The sequence below is a fragment of the Streptomyces ficellus genome (assembly GCF_009739905.1).
GTDB classification, from domain to species: Bacteria; Actinomycetota; Actinomycetes; order Streptomycetales; family Streptomycetaceae; genus Streptomyces; species Streptomyces ficellus_A.
In genome coordinates this window covers 2,169,725-2,189,749 of sequence record NZ_CP034279.1, presented here as the reverse complement: position 1 = coordinate 2,189,749, position 20,025 = coordinate 2,169,725, and the positions used below count along the sequence as shown (strand labels likewise).

The window sequence follows — 20,025 nt, the reverse complement described above, 5'->3', positions numbered from 1 at the left end:
ACCGTAGGAACTCGACTGCGCGTGAGGTCAAGGGCGGGCATGCTGGACGGATGACCTTCACCATCAGGGAAGCCGGCGCCGGCGACTGGCCCGCCATCTGGCCCTTCTTCCACAAGATCGTCGCCGCCGGCGACACCTTCACCTTTCCGCTCGACCTGGGGGAGGAGGAGGGCCGCGGCTGGTGGCTGCTGGCCGCCCCGAACCGCACGGTCGTCGCCGTCGACGACGAGACCGGCGCGGTCCTCGGCACCGCCAAGATGAACCGCAACCAGGCCGGCAACGGCGGGCACGTCGCCAGCGCCAGCTACATGACCGACCCCGCGCACGGCGGCCGGGGCATCGGCCGGGCGCTCGTCGAGCACACGCTGGAGTGGGCACGGGAAGCCGGCTACCGGGGCATGCAGTTCAACGCGGTCGTGGAGACCAACACCCACGCGGTCCGGCTGTACGAGCGGCTCGGGTTCCGGATCGTCGGCACGGTCCCGGAGGCCTTCCACCACCCCACCGCCGGGTACGTCGGACTGCACGTCATGCACCGCCCCCTGTGACCGGCCTCGGCGACGCGGGCAGCGTCAGCCGGAACAGCGCGCCACCGCCCGGCGCCCGCTCGGCGGTCAGCTCGGCGCCGTGCGCCCGGGCGATCTGACGGGCCATCGCCAGCCCGAGACCCGAACCGGGCAGGGCGCGCGCCGACTCGGCCCGGTAGAAGCGGTCGAAGACGTACGGCAGGTCCTCGGCCGCGATGCCCGGGCCGTGGTCCCGTACCGTCACCTCCCGCCCGGCGAACTCCACTTCCACGGGTGCCCCGCCGGGCGGGCTGAACTTGGCCGCGTTGTCCAGCAGGTTGGTGAGCAGCCGCGACAGGCGGGACGGTACGCCCGGCAGGGTCACGGCCGCCCCGGCGTCGTCGATCCGGAGCGTGAAGGCGACCTGCGGCCAGTGCCTGCGCGCGGTGCCCACCGCGTGCTCCAGCAGCGCCGCCGGGCGCACCTCCTCCACCAGCGGCCGCGGCTCCTCGTCCCGCGCCAGCTCGATCAGGTCGCCCACCAGGCCGGTCACCTCGCGCAACTGGCGGCCCAGCGCCGCCGACGCCCGCTCCCGCTGCGCCGGCGACAGCCGCTCGCCCTTCGCCAGCAGCTCCACGTTGGTCCGCAGGGCGGTGAGCGGGGTGCGCAGCTCGTGCGAGGCGTCCGCCACCAGGCGCCGCTGGGCCGTCACCGACCGCTCCAGCTCGTCCAGCATGGTGTTGAACGTCCCCGCCAGCCGCGTCACCTCGTCCTCCCGGCCGGGCGGCCCCTCCGGCAGCTCGATCCGGTGCCGCGGGTCGCGCGTCGCGGCGATCCGCTCGGCCGTCGCGGTGAGCCGGGCGACGGGGGCGAGGCCCGTGCGGGACACGCCGTAGCCCAGGGCCGCCGCCAGCACCACCCCCACCGCTCCCACCCCCGCGAGCAGCCCGGCCGCCTGCCGGACGCCCTTGGCGACCGTGTCGGCGCGCAGGGCCACCTGAAGGGCCCTGCCCTCCCCGAACGTCGTCGTCAGCATCCGTGCCGGATACCCGTCCGCGAGCGTGATGTTGCTGTAGTACGGGGCCCGGCTCCCGGCGGCGACCTCCCGCACCGGCTCGGCGACCGGCAGGACGTACCGCCCCGGCGGGTCGTCCTGCGCCCGGGCCGGGACGATCTGCGCGCACGCCGGCGCCGACAGGAACCGGCACTCGCCCGCCAGCACCCCGGGCGGCTCGCCCCGGTCCGCCTGCGTCACGCGCGTCGCCGACTGGGTCAGGCTCAGGTCGAGCTGGTGGTACATCGCGTACCGGATGACGAAGAACGCCGCCGCGCACACCCCCACGGCCACCACCGCGACGGCCGCCGAAGCCGCCACCGCCAGCCGGGTACGCAACGGCCGCCGCCTCCGCCACCGCGCCCCCAACCGCCGCCGGGCACTCACCGGACACCCCCGTGCCACCTGGACCCCGCACCCGCCGGAACGTTCCCGGTGGGGCCGCCCGCCCACGTGCCCGCGTTGCCGCCGACCCGGGGCGCCGGCCGGTTCAGTCCCGCGAGCACCGAGGCCCGCGCGGCGCACCCCGCCGCGCACCCCGCCACGCGCCCCGCCGCGCTCATGACTCGTCCAGCCGGTAGCCGACGCCGTGCACGGTGTGGACCAGGCGGGGTTCGCCCCCGGCTTCCAGCTTGCGGCGGAGGTAGCCGACGTACACCGCGAGTGAGTTGGAGTCCGGGCCGAAGTCCTGGCCCCACACCCGCTCCAGGATCACCTCGCGCGGCAGTACCTGGCGCGGATGGCGCAACAGCAGGTCCAGCAGCGCGAACTCGGTGCGGCTGAACTCCAGCTGGCGCCCCGCCCGTGTGCCCGTCCGGGTCGCCGGGTCCACCACCAGGTCCCCGAACGACAGCCCGGCTCCGGGGCCGCTCGGCTCCGGGGCCGTACGCCGCAGCAGCGCCCGTACCCGTGCGCTCAGCTCGTCCAGCGCGAACGGCTTCACCAGGTAGTCGTCGGCGCCCGCGTCCAGCCCGTCGACCCGCTCGCTCACCGAGTCCAGCGCGGTCAGCACGATCACGGGCGTACGGTCGCCGAGCGCGCGCAGCCGCCGGCACACCGCCAGCCCGTCCAGTACCGGCATCATCACGTCCAGCACGATGACGTCCGGCTGCCAGGCGGCCACCTCCGAGAGGGCCGCCAGACCGTCCGCCGCGCCCCGGACCTCGTACCCCTCCACCGTCAGGCCGTCCTCGACGGCCGCCCGCACCTCCGGATCGTCGTCGACCACCAGGGCCTTCGCTGCACTCATACGGCACACCCTGCCAAAGCCGCCTCTTAGAACCCTCTTAGGCCGGTCCGGAACCGTCCCGGTCCATGCGCACACCACTCTCGGTCGTGATCGGTGCCGGCGGCACCGGCGGCCACATCTACCCCGGCCTCGCCATCGCCGACGCCCTGCGCCGGGCCGCCCCCGACGCGGTGATCTCCTTCGTCGGCACGACCCGGGGCCTGGAGGGCGAGCTGATACCGGCCGCCGGCTACCGGCTCCACACCGTCGACATGATCCCCTTCGACCCGGCGCTGGGCGCCAAGCGCTACCTGCTGCCCGCGGCCCTGCTGCGCTCGGGCGCGCAGGTGCGGTCCATCCTGCGCGGCCAGGGCGCCCAGGTGGCCGTCGGCATGGGCGGCTACCCGAGCGCGCCCGTCATCCTGGGCGCCCGGATGGCCGGGCTGCCGAGCCTGATCCACGAATCCAACGCCGTACCGGGCCGCGCCAACCAGTTCGCCGCCCGCCTCACCCCGCACATCGCGGTCGCCTTCGACACCGGCCACCTCCACGGGGCCGTCACCACCGGGATGCCCATCGCCGCCTCGCTGGCCGCCCTCGACCGGGACGCGCTGCGCCCGGCCGCCCGCCGCGCCTTCGACGTCCCCGAGGGGCGGCGCCTGGTGCTGTTCAACGGCGGCAGCCTCGGCGCCCGCCGCCTCACCGAGGCCGCGCTCGGCCTCGCCGACCGGTGGCGCCACCGCCCCGACGTCCACCTGCTGATCAAGACCGGTCCGGCCGCGCTGGACGACACCCGGCGCGCCCTCGCCGGCAACCCCGTCGCCCGCGCGGTGCCGTACCTGGACCGGATGGACCTCGCGTACGCCGCCGCCGACCTGGTGGTGTGCCGGGCCGGGTCCGCCACCGTCGCGGAACTCGCCACCACCGGCGTGCCGGCCGTCCTCGTGCCCTACCCGCACGCGCCGGGCGACCACCAGACGCACAACGCCCGCGTCCTCACCGACGCCGGCGCCGGCCTGCTCCTGCCCGACGTGGAGACCACCGCCGACCGCCTCGCCGCGCTCGTCGAGCCGCTGCTCGCCGACCCGGCCCGGCTGGCCTCGATGAGCGGCGCCGCCGCTCCGGGCCCGCACGCATACGCCGCCGACCTGCTCGCCGAGCGGGTCCTCGACCTCGCCACCCGCACCACGCCCCACACCAAGGAGTACGCAGCATGAACTGGTCCGGCCGCACCGTCCTCGTCACCGGCGCCGAAGGCTTCATCGGCTCCACCCTCGTCGACCTGCTCGTCGAACGCGGCGCCCGCGTCCGCGCGTTCGTGCACTACAAGCCGTACGGCGACAAGGGCAACCTCCGCCACCGCATGGACGACGTCGAGATGATCGCGGGCGACGTCCGCGACCCCGGCCGCGTCATGGACGCCGTCGCCGGCTGCGACACCGTCTTCCACCTGGCCGCCCTGATCGGCATCCCGTACAGCTACGACTCGCCCGGCGCGTACGTCCAGACGAACGTCACCGGCACCGAGAACGTCGCCGAGGCCTGCCGCCGGCACGCCGTGCGGCGCCTGGTGCACACCTCCACCAGCGAGGTGTACGGGACCGCCATCACCGCCCCGATCGGCGAGGACCACCCGCTCCAGCCGCAGTCGCCGTACTCGGCGTCCAAGATCGGCGCCGACATGATGGCGCTGTCCCACTGGCACGCCTTCGAACTGCCGGTCACGGTGGTACGCCCGTTCAACACGTACGGGCCGCGCCAGTCCGCCCGCGCGGTCATCCCCACGATCCTCGCCCAACTCCACTCGGGTGCCCGCGAGATCAGGCTCGGCTCCCTCGCCCCGACCCGGGACTTCACCTACGTCACGGACACCGCGCGCGGATTCCTCGCGCTCGCGGAGTGCGACCGGGCGCTCGGCGAGGTGGTCAACCTGGGTACGGGCGAGGAGATCGCCATCGGCGACCTGGCGCGCCGGCTCATCGAGGCCTCGGGGCGCGACGGTGTCGACATCGTCGTCGACCCGGCGCGACTGCGCCCGTCGGGCAGCGAGGTGGAGCGCCTGCTGTCGGACAACACCCGGGCCCGCGACTGGGCGGGCTGGCAGCCGGAGATGTCCCTGGGGGAGGGCCTGAAGCGGACGTCGGAGTGGATCGCGGACCACCTCCACCTCTTCGCCGCCAACCGCTACCAGGTCTGAGCCACGACCGGTCCGGGGCGGCGGGGCCCGCGGCGGCCGGAGCGAGCCGTCAGGTGCGGGCCGCGGCGCCCAGGCCGCCCAGCAGCAGGGCGGTGAAGCGCTGGACCCAGTCCGCGTCGACGGGCTCGGCGCTGACCAGCGCGCGGTGGACCACCGCGCCGGCGATCACGTCGAAGATCAGGTCGTCGGTGCCCGTCGCGGACGCCGGGCTCGCGGGCAGCTCACCGCGGGCCTGGGCGCGCTCCCGCCCCGCCAGGACGAGGCGCTTCTGCCTCTCGACGATCAGGGTGCGGATCCGCTCGCGCAGCGGCTCGTCGCGGGTGGACTCGGCGATGACGGCCATCAGCGCCGTCTTGGTCTCCGGCCGCTCCAGCAGCGCCGCGAACTGCACGACCACGCCCTCGATGTCGGCCATCAGGCTGCCGCGGTCGGGCAGTTCCAGCTCGTCGAAGAGGACGGCGACGGCGTCGACGACCAGCTCGTTCTTCCCGGCCCAGCGCCGGTAGAGGGTCGTCTTGGCGACCCCGGCGCGGCCGGCGACGTCGCCCATCGTGAGCTTCGACCAGCCCAGCTCGACCAGGGCGGCCCGGGTCGCCGTCAGTATCGCGGCGTCGGCCTCCGCCGAACGGGGGCGGCCACCGGTGCCGCCACGGCGGCGCGAGGGGCTGGAGCTGATGCACATGACGGTCGACCATACCGGCGAGTACGCCCGGTGTTACCGGCCCGTACATGTGAGGCAGTTCACCTCCCCGTGCGGCCCCCGGGCGCCTGGGATCGGGGTTACGCTACGAGGCGTAGCGAAAGGCTTTGAGCGGCCCAGAGCGACAACCACAGGCGCCAGGGTGGGGACCCAGTGCCGAAACATCTGCTGGATCGCGTACGTCCGTACGCCCCGCACACCGGCGGGGGGCGCCCGGGCGGCCGCGGTTCGGCCATGGCTTAACGGTTACGCGCGCGGAAGGGGGAGGATGTACCCATGCAGCCTAGGAACATGTCCATGAGCGGCGTCGTCGACCTCGCCGCGGTGAAGGCGGCCGGAGAGGCCAAGGCGAAGGCGGAGCAGGCGCGCGCCCAGGCCGCCCGGGAGGGCGGCGGCGGAGCGGTGCCCCCGTCGGCCCTGGTGATCGATGTAGACGAGGCGGGCTTCGAGCGCGACATCCTCCAGCGCTCCACCGAGGTGCCCGTCGTCATCGACTTCTGGGCCGAGTGGTGCGAGCCGTGCAAGCAGCTCGGCCCCCTGCTGGAGCGACTGGCCGCCGAGTACAACGGCCGTTTCGTCCTCGCCAAGATCGACGTCGACGCCAACCAGATGTTGATGCAGCAGTTCGGTATCCAGGGGATCCCGGCCGTCTTCGCGGTGGTCGCCGGTCAGGCGCTGCCGCTCTTCCAGGGGGCGGCGCCCGAGGCGCAGATCCGCCAGACCCTGGACGAACTGATCCGGGTCGGCGAGGAGCGGTTCGGCCTCACCGGCATCGTGGTCGACCAGGAGGCGCCCGGCGCTTCCGCCGAGGCCCCGGCGCAGCCGGCCGGCCCGTACGACACGCTGCTGGAGGCGGCGGTGCGGGCGCTGGACGCCAACGACTTCGGCGGGGCGATCCAGGCGTACAAGAACGTCCTCGCCGACGACCCGGGCAACACCGAGGCCAAGCTGGGCCTCGCCCAGGCCGAACTGCTCTCCCGGGTGCAGGGCATGGACCCGCAGGTCGTCCGCAAGAGCGCCGCGGACGACCCCGCCGACGTCCCCGCCCAGCTCGCCGCCGCCGACCTGGACCTGGTGGGCGGTCACGTGGAGGACGCCTTCGGCCGGCTCGTCGACACCGTGCGCCGTACGGCGGGCGACGACCGCGACACGGCGCGGGTGCGGCTGCTGGAGCTGTTCGAGGTGATCGGCCCCGACGACCCGCGGGTCACCAAGGCCCGTTCGGCGCTGGCGCGCGTGCTCTTCTGACGCACTGACCCCACCCCCGGACGCCGGTGATTTGGCGACACAGTGACAAAACGCGGCCGTGCTTTACCAAAACTTGGTAAACACGGCCGCTGTTACTTGCAGTAAATCAACGCCCGCTTTATGTCCGGCTTTTGCCGAGGAAATCCGGTTCTGTCGAACCGGTCGGTAGCACCCTGTGTACCCGGGCGACATCACCCTGTCGTGGCGTGGTTATCCACCCGTTACTAGCGAGTAACGAACCCCCTTGTGTCGACGGCGTGAATGCACCACGATCGGCCACGCTCGGTCCAATCCCGTACCAGCCCGGCAACCAGCCGCGCTCACGGGAGCGGATCCCCACCGAGCGGGCCGGCGACCTTGCCGCCGGCTCCGGACAGGGGGGTTCCTGCCCAACCGGCAGGGCCTGTCCAAGCAGGGTTGCGCGAAGGCGTGGCCAGTGGTTGTCGCTCGGGGGTGATCGCCGGTGATTCGGACGCGGCTCGCGCCTGATCTACGGGCGCTCTCCTTCCCGAGGACGTAGCACTTCTCCCATCCCAGGACGGGCCCGGGGCCCATCCGGAGATGTACGTCCGAGAAGGAGGAAATCTATGAAGTCCCAGGTTCGCGGTGGGACCAGATGGAAGCGGTTCGCCGTAGTCATGGTGCCGAGTGTGGCCGCGACGGCCGCGATAGGCATCGGCCTGGCCCAGGGAGCGCTGGCGGCATCGTTCAGCATCTCCGGCCAGGAGTTCAAGGTTAAGGCCTCTGAACTCACCGGTACCAAGTTCGTCCAGTACGGCAGCTACGCCGAGGGCAAGACCCTCAAGGGCGAGAAGTTCGCCGCGCCGGTGGCGGTGTCGGGCTTCAAGACGGCCACGATCACCAACATGTGCCAGTCCGTCGTGACGCCGCACGTGCCGCTGATCGGTACCGTCAGCCTGGAGCTGAAGGCCGGTACGGGCGCGGAGAAGGTCCAGGCGGAGGACATCTACCTGGATGTCTCCGACCTCGAGGCCGACGCCGAGTTCAAGAAGATCGACATCGGCGTTGCCGCCGGTTCCCTGAAGAAGAACGACACCGACCCCGGCATCCAGCCGGGTACCGAGGCGAGGGCCAACCCCTTCGGTTTCGGTCAGCGCGCCGACGAGGTGACGCTGCGGAACGTGGAGCAGAAGGCGTGGGCGACCACGGCCGGCACGTTCAAGCTGCCGGACCTGAGCCTCAAGCTCCACCGTGGCACCAAGGAGTGCTTCCAGGACTAGCACTCGCCGGGCGGGTGGGAACGCGCATGGCGAGCCTGCCCGTCCGGGCCACTACTCCCTTCTTCTCTCTTTTCCAGCACCACCGCTTCCAGGGAGCTGTTTTCCATGAGCGCCGAGTCCACTGGTTCCCGCGGATTCACCTACTGGCGGCTGCGCTTCCGCGCGTGGCGGGGCAACCGGCCTTTCTGGGGCGGTCTGTTCACCATGATCGGCGGCCTGCCGATCGCCTACCTTCCGTACGCCGACCTCCGACTCGGCAACATGACGATCGCCATGGCGACCACGGCCGGTGCCGGCTCGCTGATCATCGGCGTCCTCCTGGTCACGCTGGGCCTGACGATGTGGTTCCACTCCGTCGTCCGGGTGTTCGCGGGGGTCGCCGCCATCGTCCTGGCGCTCGTCTCCCTGCCGGTGGCCAACATCGGAGGGTTCCTCATCGGCTTCCTCTTCGCCCTGCTCGGCGGCGCCCTGTCCGCCTCCTGGGCGCCGGGCACGCCGGTGGACAAGACGGCCGAACCGGCCGAACCGGCCGAGGGGGACGGCGAGCGGGCCGACGAGTTGTCGGCCGTGGCCCCGCAGAGCAACGCGACCGACAGCACGATCGACGCCAACGGCGGGAGGAACAGTGCGGGGTGACGAGATACAGCCGGCGATGAGAAAGGGGCCGCGGCACGCGGCTCCGAGGAAATCGCTGCTGGCCAAGATCCAGGCACCGGCGGGCAAGGCGATGGCCCTTGCCGCGATGCCCACCGCCGTACTCGTCGGCCTCGGTATGACGCCCAAGCTCGCCCTCGCCGACGAGAAGGACATCCCCTTCGCGCCCGGCCCGTGCGTGACGCGCTCCGACGAGCCGTCGGAGTCCGAGAAGCCCGAGCAGCCCGAGAAGCCTTCGGAGTCGGAGTCCCCGGCGCCGAAGCCGTCCCCGAGCGACTCCGGGAAGCCCGCGCCCGACGAGGAGAAGCAGCCGGAACCCGGCGCCGGCCCCTCCGCGGACGAGACGGACGAGGCGGAGAAGGACACCACCGAGCCGAAGACCGGCGTCACCAAGCCGCCGGCCACCCCGAGCCCGGCGCCCTCCGACACCCCGGCGCCCACGCCCACGGAGACCAGGAACCCCCTGGACCCGCTGGGTGTCGGTGACGCCATCAAGGACATCTTCGACGGCCCGGACGAGGAAGAGGAGCCGGCGGCCACCCCGTCGACCACCGCCCCCTCCGCGGAAGCCCCCGCCCAACCGCCCGCGGACGAGCCCTCCACCGAGCCGTCCACCGAACCGTCGTCCAAGCCCGCGGAGAAGCCGGCCGCGAAGGACGACGCGACGGACAAGGCGACCGACGAGGCCGACGGGGCCGTCGACGAGGCCAAGGAAGCGATCAAGGACGCCGCCGACAAGGCGGGCGCCGAGGTCGAGGAACTCCCCGAGGACGCCAAGGGACTCGACCCCACGAAGGACGAGGACATCCCGGAGGGCGCCAAGCCCCGCTTCCCGTGCCCGACCGCCGACCCCGAGGCCCTCGCCGCGGCCGAGCTGGAGCCCGGCATCCCGCTGCTCCCGGACGAGCCGTGGCGGCTGGAGAGCACCAAGCTCACCCTGCGCGGGCTGGACTACCACGGCATCGTGGAGGTCAAGACCTACGGCGGCAAGGTGAAGAAGGTCCTCAAGTTCACCGCGGACGAGGTCGACATCAAGGACCTCCACCAGCTCACGGTCCACTCCGACGGCCACACCGGCCACGTGAAGTCCCGCCCGGGCTCCGAATCCACCATCAGGGGCGGCACGGTGACGATGTACACGGAGGAGCTGAAGGGCAACCTCTTCGGCCTCATCCCGATCACCTTCAGCCCCGACTCGCCGCCCCCGCTGAACGTCCCGTTCGCGTTCTTCACCGACGTGAACGTGAAGCAGGCGGGCCAGTTCGGCGGCAACCTGACGGTGCCGGGCCTGCAGAACTTCGTCGAGGGCTGAGCCAAGGCCCGTGAACCGGCCCGACCGGTGCGGACGGGAGGGGCGCCGCGAGGAACACCGAGGGGCGGTGCCCCGGTTCTGGTGAGAACCGGGGCACCGCCCCTTTTCCTATGCGCACGTCAGCCGAGTGATTCCCCGGCCGTGCGGCGGATGCGCTTGGTACGACCCGAGGCGGCCAGCGCCCGCAGCACCGTCGCGTCGTCCGACTCGGTGGCGAGGCGGAGCTGGAGCCAGTCGCTCCAGGCGTCGATCAGCTCCGGCACGCCCGCCGCGGCGAGTGCTCCGGACCGGAGGTCCTCCAGCACGCCCAGCTCCCGCACCCGGCGCTCGCTGAAGCCACGCACCTCCGGCGCGAGCGCCTGGACCCAGGCGTCCCGCTCGGTGCGCGGGAGCCCCTCCAGGGCCTCGCCGACGACTCCCGAGGCGAGCGCGCCGTCCGGTTCGGCGGCGACGGCGGCCAGCAGGGCCGGCCGGGCCGTCTCCGCACCGAGCGCCGCCCGGTACAGCTCCCAGCGGGCGTGGCCGTCGGAGGCGTCGGACAGGGACCTGCCGAGGTGCTCCTCCAACTGCCGCAGGGCGGCCCGCAGCTCGGCGGGCGGCTCAGCATCCGCCATTTGCCTTGTGCCTTTCCATGGCGACCCGGATGTTCTCCCTGATGGTACGGATGTTGTTGTCGACGACCGCCTTCTGGAGGCGGGAAAGTTCCGGCTCGTCCTTCAGCGGCCTGCCGTTCTGACCGATACGGACCTCGCCGCCCTTGCCCTTGACGTGCGCGTGCGGCGGGGCGTGGTCGTTGGAGTAGATCTGGATGGTGATGCCGTTCTGGTTGACGATCGTGCCGACGCCCGGGTACTCCGCCGCAGCCGCCGCGCGGGCCGTGAGGGCCCCCGCCGGAGCGGCGAACGAGGCACTGCGTACCGCGGCGGGCTTGGGCTTCACCGGGCAGGCCTTGCCCTTGCCCTGCTTGGCGTCGTCGATGATCTTGCGGAACTTGTCGAGCGTCCGCTTGGCCTTGACGGAGTTCTCCAGGAAGCCGCCGATGCCGCTCGCGACCCGGACGACCGCCTTGCCGACCGACCACGCCTTCGCGACGGGCACGGCCTTCACCAGCGTCCACAGGCAGCTCTCGATGTCGAACTCGCCGAAGCAGCGCTCGAGGTCGCGGTAGCCGATCTCCTCCAGGAGGATCTCGCCGCCGTTGGCCTTCAGCCAGTCGATGACGCCCTGGCCGGCCAGTGCCTTGGCGGCACGGAAGTCCGCGACGCACTCCTCGCCGCACTCCCGCCGCAGCAGCTCCTCCTCGTCGAGGGTGAGGTCCGCCCCGGTGTCGCCGCCGTTGGCCTCGAGCCGCTCCTTGACGGCCTGTCGCTCCCGCTCGCGCTCCTCGGCCTCGGCCCGGTCGGCGGCCTTGTCGGCCTCCGTGGCGTCCTCGACCGCGTGGGTCGCGGCGGTCTCGGCGGCGGTGGCGTCCGTCTCCGCCTGTGTGGCGGTCGCCCGTGCGCTGCCCGCGTCCTTCTCGGCCGCCGTGGCGTTGGCCCGGGCGCCGGCCGCGTCACGCTCGGCGTCGGTGGCCTCCCGGTCGGCGGCTGCCGCCTCCGACTCGGCGTCGTTCGCCGCGAACGAGGCGTGCATGGCGTCGGCGCCGGCCTGGGCGTCGTACTTCTGCGCGTTGGCGTCGGCCTTCTTCGCGGCGGCCGCGGCCTTGTCGGCCTCGGCGGCCGAGGCGCGTGCCGCGGCGGCGAACTGGAGCGCCTTGGCCGCGTCCGCGGCGGCGGCGGATGCCGCCTGCGCCGCGATCTTGGCGTCACCGGCGGCCTTGTCGGCGAGCGCCTTCGCCTCGGCTGCCGCCTTGGCGGCCTCGTCGGCCTTGGCCTTGGCGGCGGCGGCCTGCTGCTCGGCCATCGTCTTGGACGTCTGGCCCACCAGCACCGCGAACGCCGCGGAGGTGTCGGTCTCGCGGTACGGACCGCCGACGGTGATGGCCTGGTTGGCGGCGACGGTCACGGCCTTCGCCGCGTCCCGGGCGCCGGCGGCGGCCTGGCCCGCCGCGTACGCGAATCCGGCCGTCTTGGCCGCCCACGCGGCCGTCTTGACGGCCTCCGCCTGCGCGGCCGTGGCCTCCTGCCGCGCCTTGACGGCGGCGGCCTGGGCCTTCTTCGCCTCGGCCTCGGCGTTGCGGGCGTTGACATTGGCGGCGGCGGCCGCGTCGATGGCCTCGGCGGCCGCGGCGTGCGCGGTGGCCGCTGCGGCGCTCGTGGTCATGTAGGCGGACCACGCCGCGTCGGCCGCCGCGCGGGACCGCGACGCCGCGGCCTGCGCGCGGGTGGCGGCCGAGCGGGCGTTCACCGCGGCGGTGGAGGCGTCGTTGGCCGCTGCCCGGGCACGGCTCGCCGCCCCGGTGGCCTCGTTCGCGGCGGTGCGGGCCGCGGTCGCGGCCTGTCGCGCCTCGCCGGCGCTGCTGGTGCCCTCCGCCGCGGCGGCGGCCGCTTCCAGCGCGGAGGCACGTGAGGCCTTGGCGTCCTTGTCCCGCTCGGCGGCCTCGGCGTTGGAGCGGGCCAGGGCCGCGCGGGCCTCGGCGGCCTCGGCGGCCTCGCGCTGCTCCGCGGCGGTCGCGCCGGCCGCTTCCGCGGAACCGCGGGCACGCCCGGCCGCGTCGCGCTCGGTCTGGGCGCGCTGCGCCGCAGCGGCGGCCTTCTGCCGCTCGGAGGTGGCGTTGGCGTGCTCCCGGACCGCGTTGGCCTTCTCCGCCTCCGCGATCGCGCGCTGGCGCTTCGCCTCGGCGGCGCCGGCCTTCGCGGTCTGTTCGGCGGCCTCGGCCGTCGCCTGGGCGTTCTTCGCCTTGGTGGCGTTGGCGGCGGCTTCCTTCGCCTGGGCCTCGGCGGCCGTGGCGGCGGCCTTCGCCTGGGCGGCGGCCTCCAGGGCGGCGGCCTTGCGGAACTCGGTGTTGAGCGCGTGCGCCTGGGTCTGGCTCAGGGCGTAGAGCGCGCCGCTGTTCGCGACGGTGGCCTTGGCCGCGTTGGACGCGGTGAGGGCCGTCTTGGCGGCGGCCTGGGTGGCGGCGTACGACGCCTTCGCGACCTGTACGGACTGCTGCGCGTACATCAGGCCGCGGCCGCGCGGCACCTTGGCCTGGTCGGCGATCGTCCAGGCGGCGGCCTGCTGGGCGGCGGCCTTGTCGGCGGCCGTCTTGGCGCGGGTCACCGCGGCGTTGGCCACGGTCACCTGGGTGGCCGCGGCGGCGCGGGCCGCGTTCAGGTCGGCGGTCGCCTTGGTGAAGGCGGCCGGCTTGGGGTAGTCCAGGGCGTCCTTGTTGGCGAGCCAGTGCTTCTGCCAGAACAGGATCTGGTCGGCCTGCCAGGCCTGCCGGATGCCCTCGATCATCGCGTCGGTGGCGGTGCGCAGTTCCTTCGCCGCCGCCATCTCGGCGGTGACGATCTCCTTGCGCTGCGCCGCCTGGGACGCGTACTCCGCCTCCCACTCGGTGTAGGCCTGGAGCACCACGCCGGACAGCGCGCGGTAGTGGTCGACGGGGTTGGCGCTGTCGCAGCCCGCCCAGGCGAGCTTCAGCGCCTCCACCTCGGAGCGGAACTCCGCCGAGTCCGGCTCGGGGGTCTTCGTCGGGAAGCCGCCGAAGCGCAGGAACGTCGCGATGTCGTTGGCCGAGCCGGGCTTCTCGTTCGGGTAGCCGAACAGCTCGATGTCCGCGAAGGGCTTGTACGCCGTGGCCCAGGGGTCGTCCGGCGTCGAGAGGGCGTCGAAGACCTGCCTGGCCTTGTCGAGCGACGGCTTGCCGGGCCGGGGCGTGGGGTCGTCCCACGTCTTGTAGTACAGCTCCGGCTGGTCGCGCAGGGTGAAGGCGAGGATCTCGCCGCCGAACTCGGGCGCGTGGTAGTCCCGGCCGCCGAACGAGTTGACCGCCGCGTACGGCTTGTTGGTGGTGTCGAGCTTGGCCTGGCGGTCCCGGAACGTGGTGGCGTAGGCGAAGCCCGCCTCCTTGTCCCGGTCCTGGGCCTGGCCGAGGGACCCGAAGCTCCAGTCGGCGACGACCTTGCGCAGCTCGGCCTCGCTGCCCGCGAGCTTGTCGCGGGCGTGGGTCTTCATCTCCGGGCCGCCGTAGTGGACGGCCCGGGCGACCTGGCAGCGGTCGCCGCGGTTCATCGCGCCGAGGCTGATGCGCAGCGTGCGCTCGTAGGGGTTCGTGGGGTGGTCGCCGGGCTCCTCGGCGGCGGCCGGGACGGCCGTCACGAGGCCGCCCAGGACCGCGGCCGTGGTCGCCAGGACGATGCCCGACGTCAGGGTCTTCGCCGGACCGGCGCGTCTGCCGCGCCGTCGTCCGGGCAGGGACATTCTTCGCACGTCACATGCCTGTCTGATCGACAAAAGGGATGAGCCCGGGAGGGACTGCGAAAGTGGTCCGTCGTCATGGACGCGGGCATGCCAAAACATGCACGGTGGTCGCTGGAGGGGGCCTGCCCGCCCGGCCCCGCCGGTCGGTACGCCCCTGGTCTCGTGTGCTCCCCACACACGGTTTCCCCCTGCCTTCCCCCCGAAGGCCCGGCGATCATTACATGTCCTTCACCACCGTGGGAAGAGCGAACTTACCGCCGGTACGCCGCCCGCGCCGCACCCTCCGTTTACTGCCGTTGCGGCCCAAGTGCCCTGGCGGCCCAGGTGCTTTGACCCTCCGTTTGTGGAGAACGCCCCGGCGCGGGGAATCGCTGCGAACGCGAAGGGCGGTGGCCCCGGTCCGTGGTCTCCCACGGGCCGGGGCCACCGCCCCTGCTGATGAACGGGCGCCGTCAGGCGCGGGTCTCGCCGCCCAGGTGGTGGACGCGGACCATGTTGGTGGTGCCCGGGACGCCGGGGGGCGAGCCGGCGGTGATGACCATGGTGTCGCCCGCGTTGTAGCGCTGGAGCTTCAGCAGCTCGGCGTCGACGAGGTCGACCATCGCGTCGGTGTTGTCGACGTGGGGGACCACGAACGACTCGACGCCCCAGCTCAGGGCGAGCTGGTTGCGGGTGGCGACCTCGGTGGTGAAGGCGAGGATCGGCTGCTGGGCGCGGTAGCGGGAGAGGCGGCGGGCGGTGTCGCCGGACTTGGTGAAGGCGATGAGGGCCTTGCCGTCCAGGAAGTCCGCGATCTCGGCGGCGGCGCGGGCGACCGAGCCGCCCTGGGTGCGGGGCTTCTTGCCGGGGACCAGGGGCTGGAGGCCCTTGGAGAGCAGCTCCTCCTCCGCGGCGGTCACGATCTTCGACATCGTCTTGACGGTCTCGATCGGGTACGCGCCGACCGACGACTCGGCGGAGAGCATGACCGCGTCCGCGCCGTCCAGGATCGCGTTGGCGACGTCGGACGCCTCGGCGCGCGTCGGGCGGGAGTTGGTGATCATCGACTCCATCATCTGGGTCGCCACGATCACCGGCTTGGCGTTGCGGCGGCACAGCTCGATGAGGCGCTTCTGCACCATCGGCACCCGCTCCAGCGGGTACTCCACGGCGAGGTCGCCACGGGCCACCATCACGCCGTCGAACGCCATGACGACGTCCTGCATGTTCTCGACGGCCTGCGGCTTCTCGACCTTGGCGATGACCGGCACGCGGCGGCCGACCTCGTCCATCACCTTGTGGACGTCCTTGACGTCGTCGGCGTCGCGCACGAAGGACAGGGCGACCAGGTCGCAGCCCATCCGCAGCGCGAACCGCAGGTCCTCGACGTCCTTCTCGGACAGGGCCGGGACGTTGACGGCGGCACCCGGCAGGTTGATGCCCTTGTGGTCGGAGATGACCCCGCCCTCGACGACGATCGACTTGACGCGCTGGCCGTCGACCTCGATGACGCGCAGCTCGACGTTGCCGTCGTTGATCAGGATCTGGTCGCCCTTGGAGACGTCGCCGGGCAGGCCCTTGTACGTGGTGCCGCAGATGGACTTGTCGCCCGGGACGTCCTCGGTGGTGATGGTGAACTCGTCCCCGCGGACCAGCTCGACCGGTCCCTCCGCGAACGTTTCCAGACGGATCTTCGGGCCCTGGAGGTCGGCGAGCACGCCCACGGCGCGGCCGGTGTCCTCGGCGGCCTGGCGGAGGCGGTGGTACCGCTCCTCGTGCTCAGCGTGGGATCCGTGGCTCATGTTGAAGCGGGCCACGTTCATACCGGCCTCGATGAGAGCTTTCAGCTGCTCGTACGAGTCGACGGCGGGGCCCAGTGTGCAGACGATTTTGGAACGGCGCATAAGGCGGATCCTATCGGTTTGTTTCACTGCGGAATATTCCGTCTGGTGGAATGTACAAATGGGCGGACCGGCGCTCAATCGTGGCGCGAACTCGGGCTCAATGGGCCGGCGAAGTGACCAGTGAGTAGGTCTGCTGCGCGATTTCCAGCTCCTCGTCCGTCGGCACCACGGCGACCGCCACCCGGGCGTACCCGGGCGAGATCAGCCGGGGCTCCGGCGAGCGCACCGCGTTCAGACCCGCGTCCACCGCCAGGCCCAGCTCCTCCAGGCCCGCGACGGCAGCTTCCCGCACCGGGGCCGCGTTCTCGCCCACACCCGCCGTGAACGCCACCGCGTCCACCCGGCCGAGCACCGCGTAATAGGCGCCGATGTACTTCTTCAGCCGGTGGATGTAAATGTCGAACGCGAGCCGCGCCCGCTCGTCGCCCTCGTCGATCCGCCGGCGGATCTCCCGCATGTCATTGTCGCCGCAAAGCCCCACCAATCCGCTCTTCTTGTTCAGCAGGACGTCGATCTCGTCGGACGACATTCCGGCCACCCGCTCCAGGTGGAAAACGACCGCGGGATCGACGTCGCCGGAGCGGGTACCCATCACGAGCCCCTCCAAGGGGGTCAGTCCCATCGAGGTGTCCACGCACCGGCCGCCCGCCACCGCCGACGCCGAGGCCCCGTTGCCCAGGTGCAGCACGATCACGTTCACCTCGGACGGGTCCTTGCCCAGCAGCCCCGCCACCCGGCGCGACACGTACGCGTGGGAGGTGCCGTGGAAGCCGTACCGGCGGATGCGGTGCGCGTCCGCGGTCTCGGTGTCGATCGCGTACCGCGCCGCGTACTCCGGCATCGTGGTGTGGAACGCGGTGTCGAACACCGCCACCTGCGGCAGGTCCGGGCGCAGCGCCCGCGCGGTGCGGATGCCGGTGATGTTCGCCGGGTTGTGCAGGGGCGCGACCGGGACCAGGCGCTCGACCTCGGCGAGGACGTCGTCGTCGATGACCGTCGGCGCCGAGAACCTCAGCCCGCCGTGCACCACCCGGTGCCCGATCGCGGCCAGCTCGGGCGAGTCCAGGCCGAGGCCGTCCGCCGCCAGTTCCTCGGCGACCGCCTTCAGGGCCGCCGCGTGGTCGGCGACCGGGGCGGTGCGCTCACGCTTCTCCCCACCGCCGTCCGTCAGCGGCGTGTGGACCAGGCGGGACGTTTCCTCGCCGATCCGCTCGACCAGCCCGACCGCGAGACGCGCACCGTCGCGCATGTCGAGGAGCTGGTACTTCACCGACGAGGAGCCGGAGTTCAGGACGAGGACACGGGTGGGGTCGGTCACGGGTGCGGTGCTTTCTGTCGTCATCTCAGGCGGTGGGCTGGGACTGGATCGCGGTGATCGCGACCGTGTTCACGATGTCGCTGACGAGGGCCCCGCGCGACAGGTCGTTGACCGGCTTGCGCAGGCCCTGGAGGACGGGGCCCACGGCCACCGCGCCCGCCGAACGCTGCACGGCCTTGTAGGTGTTGTTGCCGGTGTTGAGGTCCGGGAAGATCAGCACCGTGGCCTGGCCGGCCACCTCCGAGCCCGGCAGCTTCGTCGCCGCGACGGACGGCTCGACGGCCGCGTCGTACTGGATCGGGCCCTCGATCCGCAGCTCCGGGTGCGCCCCGCGCACCAGCTTCGTCGCCTCGCGCACCTTGTCCACGTCGGCGCCCGAGCCCGACGTGCCGGTCGAGTACGACAGCATCGCGATCCGCGGCTCCACGCCGAACCGGGCCGCCGTCGCCGCCGACTGCACGGCGATGTCGGCGAGCTGCTCGGCGTTCGGGTCCGGGTTGACCGCGCAGTCGCCGTACACCAGCACCTTGTCGGCCAGGCACATGAAGAAGACGGAGGAGACGATCGAGGCGTCCGGCTTGGTCTTGATGATCTCGAAGGCCGGCCGGATCGTCGCCGCCGTCGAGTGGACCGAGCCCGACACCATGCCGTCCGCCAGGCCCTCCTGGACCATCAGCGTGCCGAAGTAGTTGACGTCCGACACCACGTCGTACGCCAGCTCCACGCTGACGCCCTTGTGGGCGCGCAGCTCCGCGTACCGCTCCGCGAAGCGCTGGCGCAGCTCGCTGGTGGCCGGGTCGATCAGCTGCGTGTCCTTCAGGTCGACGCCCAGGTCGGCGGCCTTCTTGCGGATCACCTCGACGTCGCCCAGCAGCGTCAGGTCGCACACCGAGCGGCGTACGAGGACGTCGGCGGCGCGCAGGACGCGCTCCTCCGCGCCCTCCGGCAGCACCACCCGGCGCCGCTCCGCCCGCGCCTGCTCCAGCAGCGCGTGCTCGAACATCATCGGTGTGACCCGGCCGCTGCGCGCCAGCGAGATCCGCTTCAGCAGGTCCCCGGTGTCCACGTGCCGCTCGAACAGCCCCAGCGCGGTCTCGGCCTTGCGGGGCGTCGCCGCGTTCAGCTTGCCCTCCAGCGAGAACAGCTCGGCGGCCGTCGGGAAGCTGTTGCCGCTCACCGAGACCACCGGGGTGCCGGGGGCGAGCCGCCCGGCGAGGGTGAGGATCTCCCGGCTCGGCCGCTCGTTCAGCGTGAGCAGGACGCCCGCGATCGGCGGCGTCCCGGCCGAGTGCGCGGCCAGCGCCCCCACCACCAGGTCGGCACGGTCGCCGGGGGTGACCACCAGGCAGCCGGGGGTCAGGGCGTTGAGGAAGTTCGGCAGCATGGCGCCGCCGAAGACGAAGTCCAGGGCGTCGCGGGCGAGGCCTGAGTCGTCGCCGAGCACCACCTCGGCGCCCAGCGCCTGGGTGATCTGCGCGACCGTCGGCGCGGACAGCGCGGGCTCGTCGGGCAGGACGTAACAGGGCACGGGCAGCCGGGACGCGAGGCGTTCGGCGAGGGCGTCGCGGTCATCGGGCGCCACCCGGTTGGCGACCATGGCGAGGACGTCGCAGCCGAGGCTCTCGTACGCCCGGAAGGCGTTGCGGGTCTCGGCGCGCACCGAGTCGGCGTCCTGGCCCTTGCCGCCGACCACGGGTATCACGGGGGCGCCGAACTCGTTGGCGAGCCGGGCGTTCAGCGCCAGCTCCTCGGGCAGCTGCGTGGCGTGGAAGTCGGTGCCGAGCACCAGGACCACCTCGTAGTCCCGGGCCACCCGGTGGAAGCGGTCGACGAGCTGGGCGACGAGTTCGTCCGTGCCCTTCTCGGCCTGGAGGGCGGACGCCTCCTGGTAGTCCATGCCGTAGACGGTGGCCGGGTCCTGCGACAGCCGGTAGCGCGCCCGCAACAGGTCGAACAGCCGGTCGGGACCGTCGTGCACCAGCGGCCGGAACACCCCCACCCGGTCCACCTGGCGGGTCAGGAGCTCCATGACTCCCAGCTCCACGACCTGTCGGCCGTCCCCGCGGTCGATCCCGGTCACGTACACGCTGCGCGCCACGCAAGCTCTCCCGTCGAATACATGTGTGAACAAAAAACCCTATGAGGGTGGCGATACCCCCTTGACAATACCCCCGTCGCTGGGTAGAGCGCCCCCCGGGCGCCTGGCCTGCGGAGACGGGGGAACCCGGGCGCCACAAGCCCTCCGCGGGCCTCACGCGCAGGCGCCGTGAGCACGAGCCGGACGCCCGGCGTGGGACAATTCGGAAAGGCTCACCCGTACCACTACTGAGCAGGAGA

15 protein-coding genes are annotated in these 20,025 nt (G+C 72.6%); 7 read left to right on the top strand and 8 right to left on the bottom strand.

What is annotated here, in order from left to right; all coding sequences use genetic code 11:
- Positions 1–50 precede the first annotated feature (50 nt).
- Entirely contained in the window at positions 51–548 is a 498-nt protein-coding gene (locus tag EIZ62_RS09345; protein WP_156692241.1) for a GNAT family N-acetyltransferase, read from the top strand.
- Here the strand turns inward: EIZ62_RS09345 and EIZ62_RS09340 are convergent.
- Positions 529–1,947 carry a sensor histidine kinase gene (locus tag EIZ62_RS09340; RefSeq protein WP_156692240.1) on the bottom strand — a complete coding sequence of 473 codons (1,419 nt, stop codon included), beginning with the start codon at positions 1,945–1,947 and terminating at the stop codon, positions 529–531. The genes EIZ62_RS09345 and EIZ62_RS09340 overlap by 20 nt on opposite strands.
- Positions 1,948–2,119: 172 nt before the next feature.
- Positions 2,120–2,809, bottom strand: a complete 690-nt coding sequence (locus EIZ62_RS09335; protein WP_156692239.1) for a response regulator transcription factor — start codon at positions 2,807–2,809, stop codon at positions 2,120–2,122.
- Positions 2,810–2,874: 65 nt separating this feature from the next.
- Between EIZ62_RS09335 and EIZ62_RS09330 the strand changes: the two genes are divergently transcribed.
- Together EIZ62_RS09330 and EIZ62_RS09325 are read left to right on the top strand one after the other, a co-directional pair.
- Complete coding sequence (locus EIZ62_RS09330; RefSeq protein ID WP_156692238.1) at positions 2,875–4,005, top strand: UDP-N-acetylglucosamine--N-acetylmuramyl-(pentapeptide) pyrophosphoryl-undecaprenol N-acetylglucosamine transferase; 1,131 nt, start codon at positions 2,875–2,877, stop codon at positions 4,003–4,005.
- Positions 4,002–4,985, top strand: a complete 984-nt coding sequence (locus EIZ62_RS09325; protein WP_156692237.1) for an SDR family NAD(P)-dependent oxidoreductase — start codon at positions 4,002–4,004, stop codon at positions 4,983–4,985. The genes EIZ62_RS09330 and EIZ62_RS09325 overlap by 4 nt, the downstream gene beginning before the upstream one ends.
- A 49-nt stretch (positions 4,986–5,034) precedes the next feature.
- On the opposite strand, the gene EIZ62_RS09320 is transcribed toward EIZ62_RS09325, so the two are convergent.
- Positions 5,035–5,667, bottom strand: coding sequence for a TetR/AcrR family transcriptional regulator (locus tag EIZ62_RS09320; RefSeq protein WP_156692236.1), 633 nt, complete (start codon positions 5,665–5,667; stop codon positions 5,035–5,037).
- A gap of 294 nt (positions 5,668–5,961) precedes the next feature.
- Between EIZ62_RS09320 and EIZ62_RS09315 the strand changes: the two genes are divergently transcribed.
- From EIZ62_RS09315 to EIZ62_RS09300, 4 genes are all read left to right on the top strand, one after another.
- The gene (locus EIZ62_RS09315; protein ID WP_156692235.1) at positions 5,962–6,933 is read left to right on the top strand and encodes a tetratricopeptide repeat protein; all 972 of its coding nucleotides are present in this window, start codon (positions 5,962–5,964) and stop codon (positions 6,931–6,933) included.
- Positions 6,934–7,520: 587 nt separating this feature from the next.
- Positions 7,521–8,174 (top strand): DUF6230 family protein, encoded by a 654-nt coding sequence (locus EIZ62_RS09310; protein WP_156692234.1) that lies wholly within the window; start codon positions 7,521–7,523, stop codon positions 8,172–8,174.
- Positions 8,175–8,279: 105 nt separating this feature from the next.
- Positions 8,280–8,810 (top strand): DUF6114 domain-containing protein, encoded by a 531-nt coding sequence (locus EIZ62_RS09305; protein WP_156692233.1) that lies wholly within the window; start codon positions 8,280–8,282, stop codon positions 8,808–8,810.
- Positions 8,811–8,826: 16 nt separating this feature from the next.
- Positions 8,827–10,140, top strand: a complete 1,314-nt coding sequence (locus tag EIZ62_RS09300) for a hypothetical protein (protein WP_156692232.1) — start codon at positions 8,827–8,829, stop codon at positions 10,138–10,140.
- 119 nt (positions 10,141–10,259) lie between these two features.
- Here the strand turns inward: EIZ62_RS09300 and EIZ62_RS09295 are convergent, their stop codons facing one another.
- The 5 genes from EIZ62_RS09295 to pta form a co-directional block, all read right to left on the bottom strand.
- Positions 10,260–10,754 carry a hypothetical protein gene (locus EIZ62_RS09295; protein WP_156692231.1) on the bottom strand — a complete coding sequence of 165 codons (495 nt, stop codon included), beginning with the start codon at positions 10,752–10,754 and terminating at the stop codon, positions 10,260–10,262.
- Positions 10,741–14,487, bottom strand: a complete 3,747-nt coding sequence (locus EIZ62_RS09290) for a DUF4160 domain-containing protein (RefSeq protein WP_244376167.1) — start codon at positions 14,485–14,487, stop codon at positions 10,741–10,743. The genes EIZ62_RS09295 and EIZ62_RS09290 overlap by 14 nt, the downstream gene beginning before the upstream one ends.
- A 452-nt stretch (positions 14,488–14,939) precedes the next feature.
- Entirely contained in the window at positions 14,940–16,370 is a 1,431-nt protein-coding gene (gene pyk, locus EIZ62_RS09285) for a pyruvate kinase (protein WP_156692229.1), read from the bottom strand.
- A gap of 97 nt (positions 16,371–16,467) precedes the next feature.
- Positions 16,468–17,712, bottom strand: coding sequence for an acetate kinase (locus EIZ62_RS09280; protein ID WP_156692228.1), 1,245 nt, complete (start codon positions 17,710–17,712; stop codon positions 16,468–16,470).
- Between the two features lies 1 nt (position 17,713).
- A complete protein-coding gene (gene pta / locus EIZ62_RS09275) occupies positions 17,714–19,786 on the bottom strand; it encodes a phosphate acetyltransferase (protein WP_156692227.1) in 2,073 nt (690 codons plus the stop codon).
- Positions 19,787–20,025 lie beyond the last annotated feature (239 nt).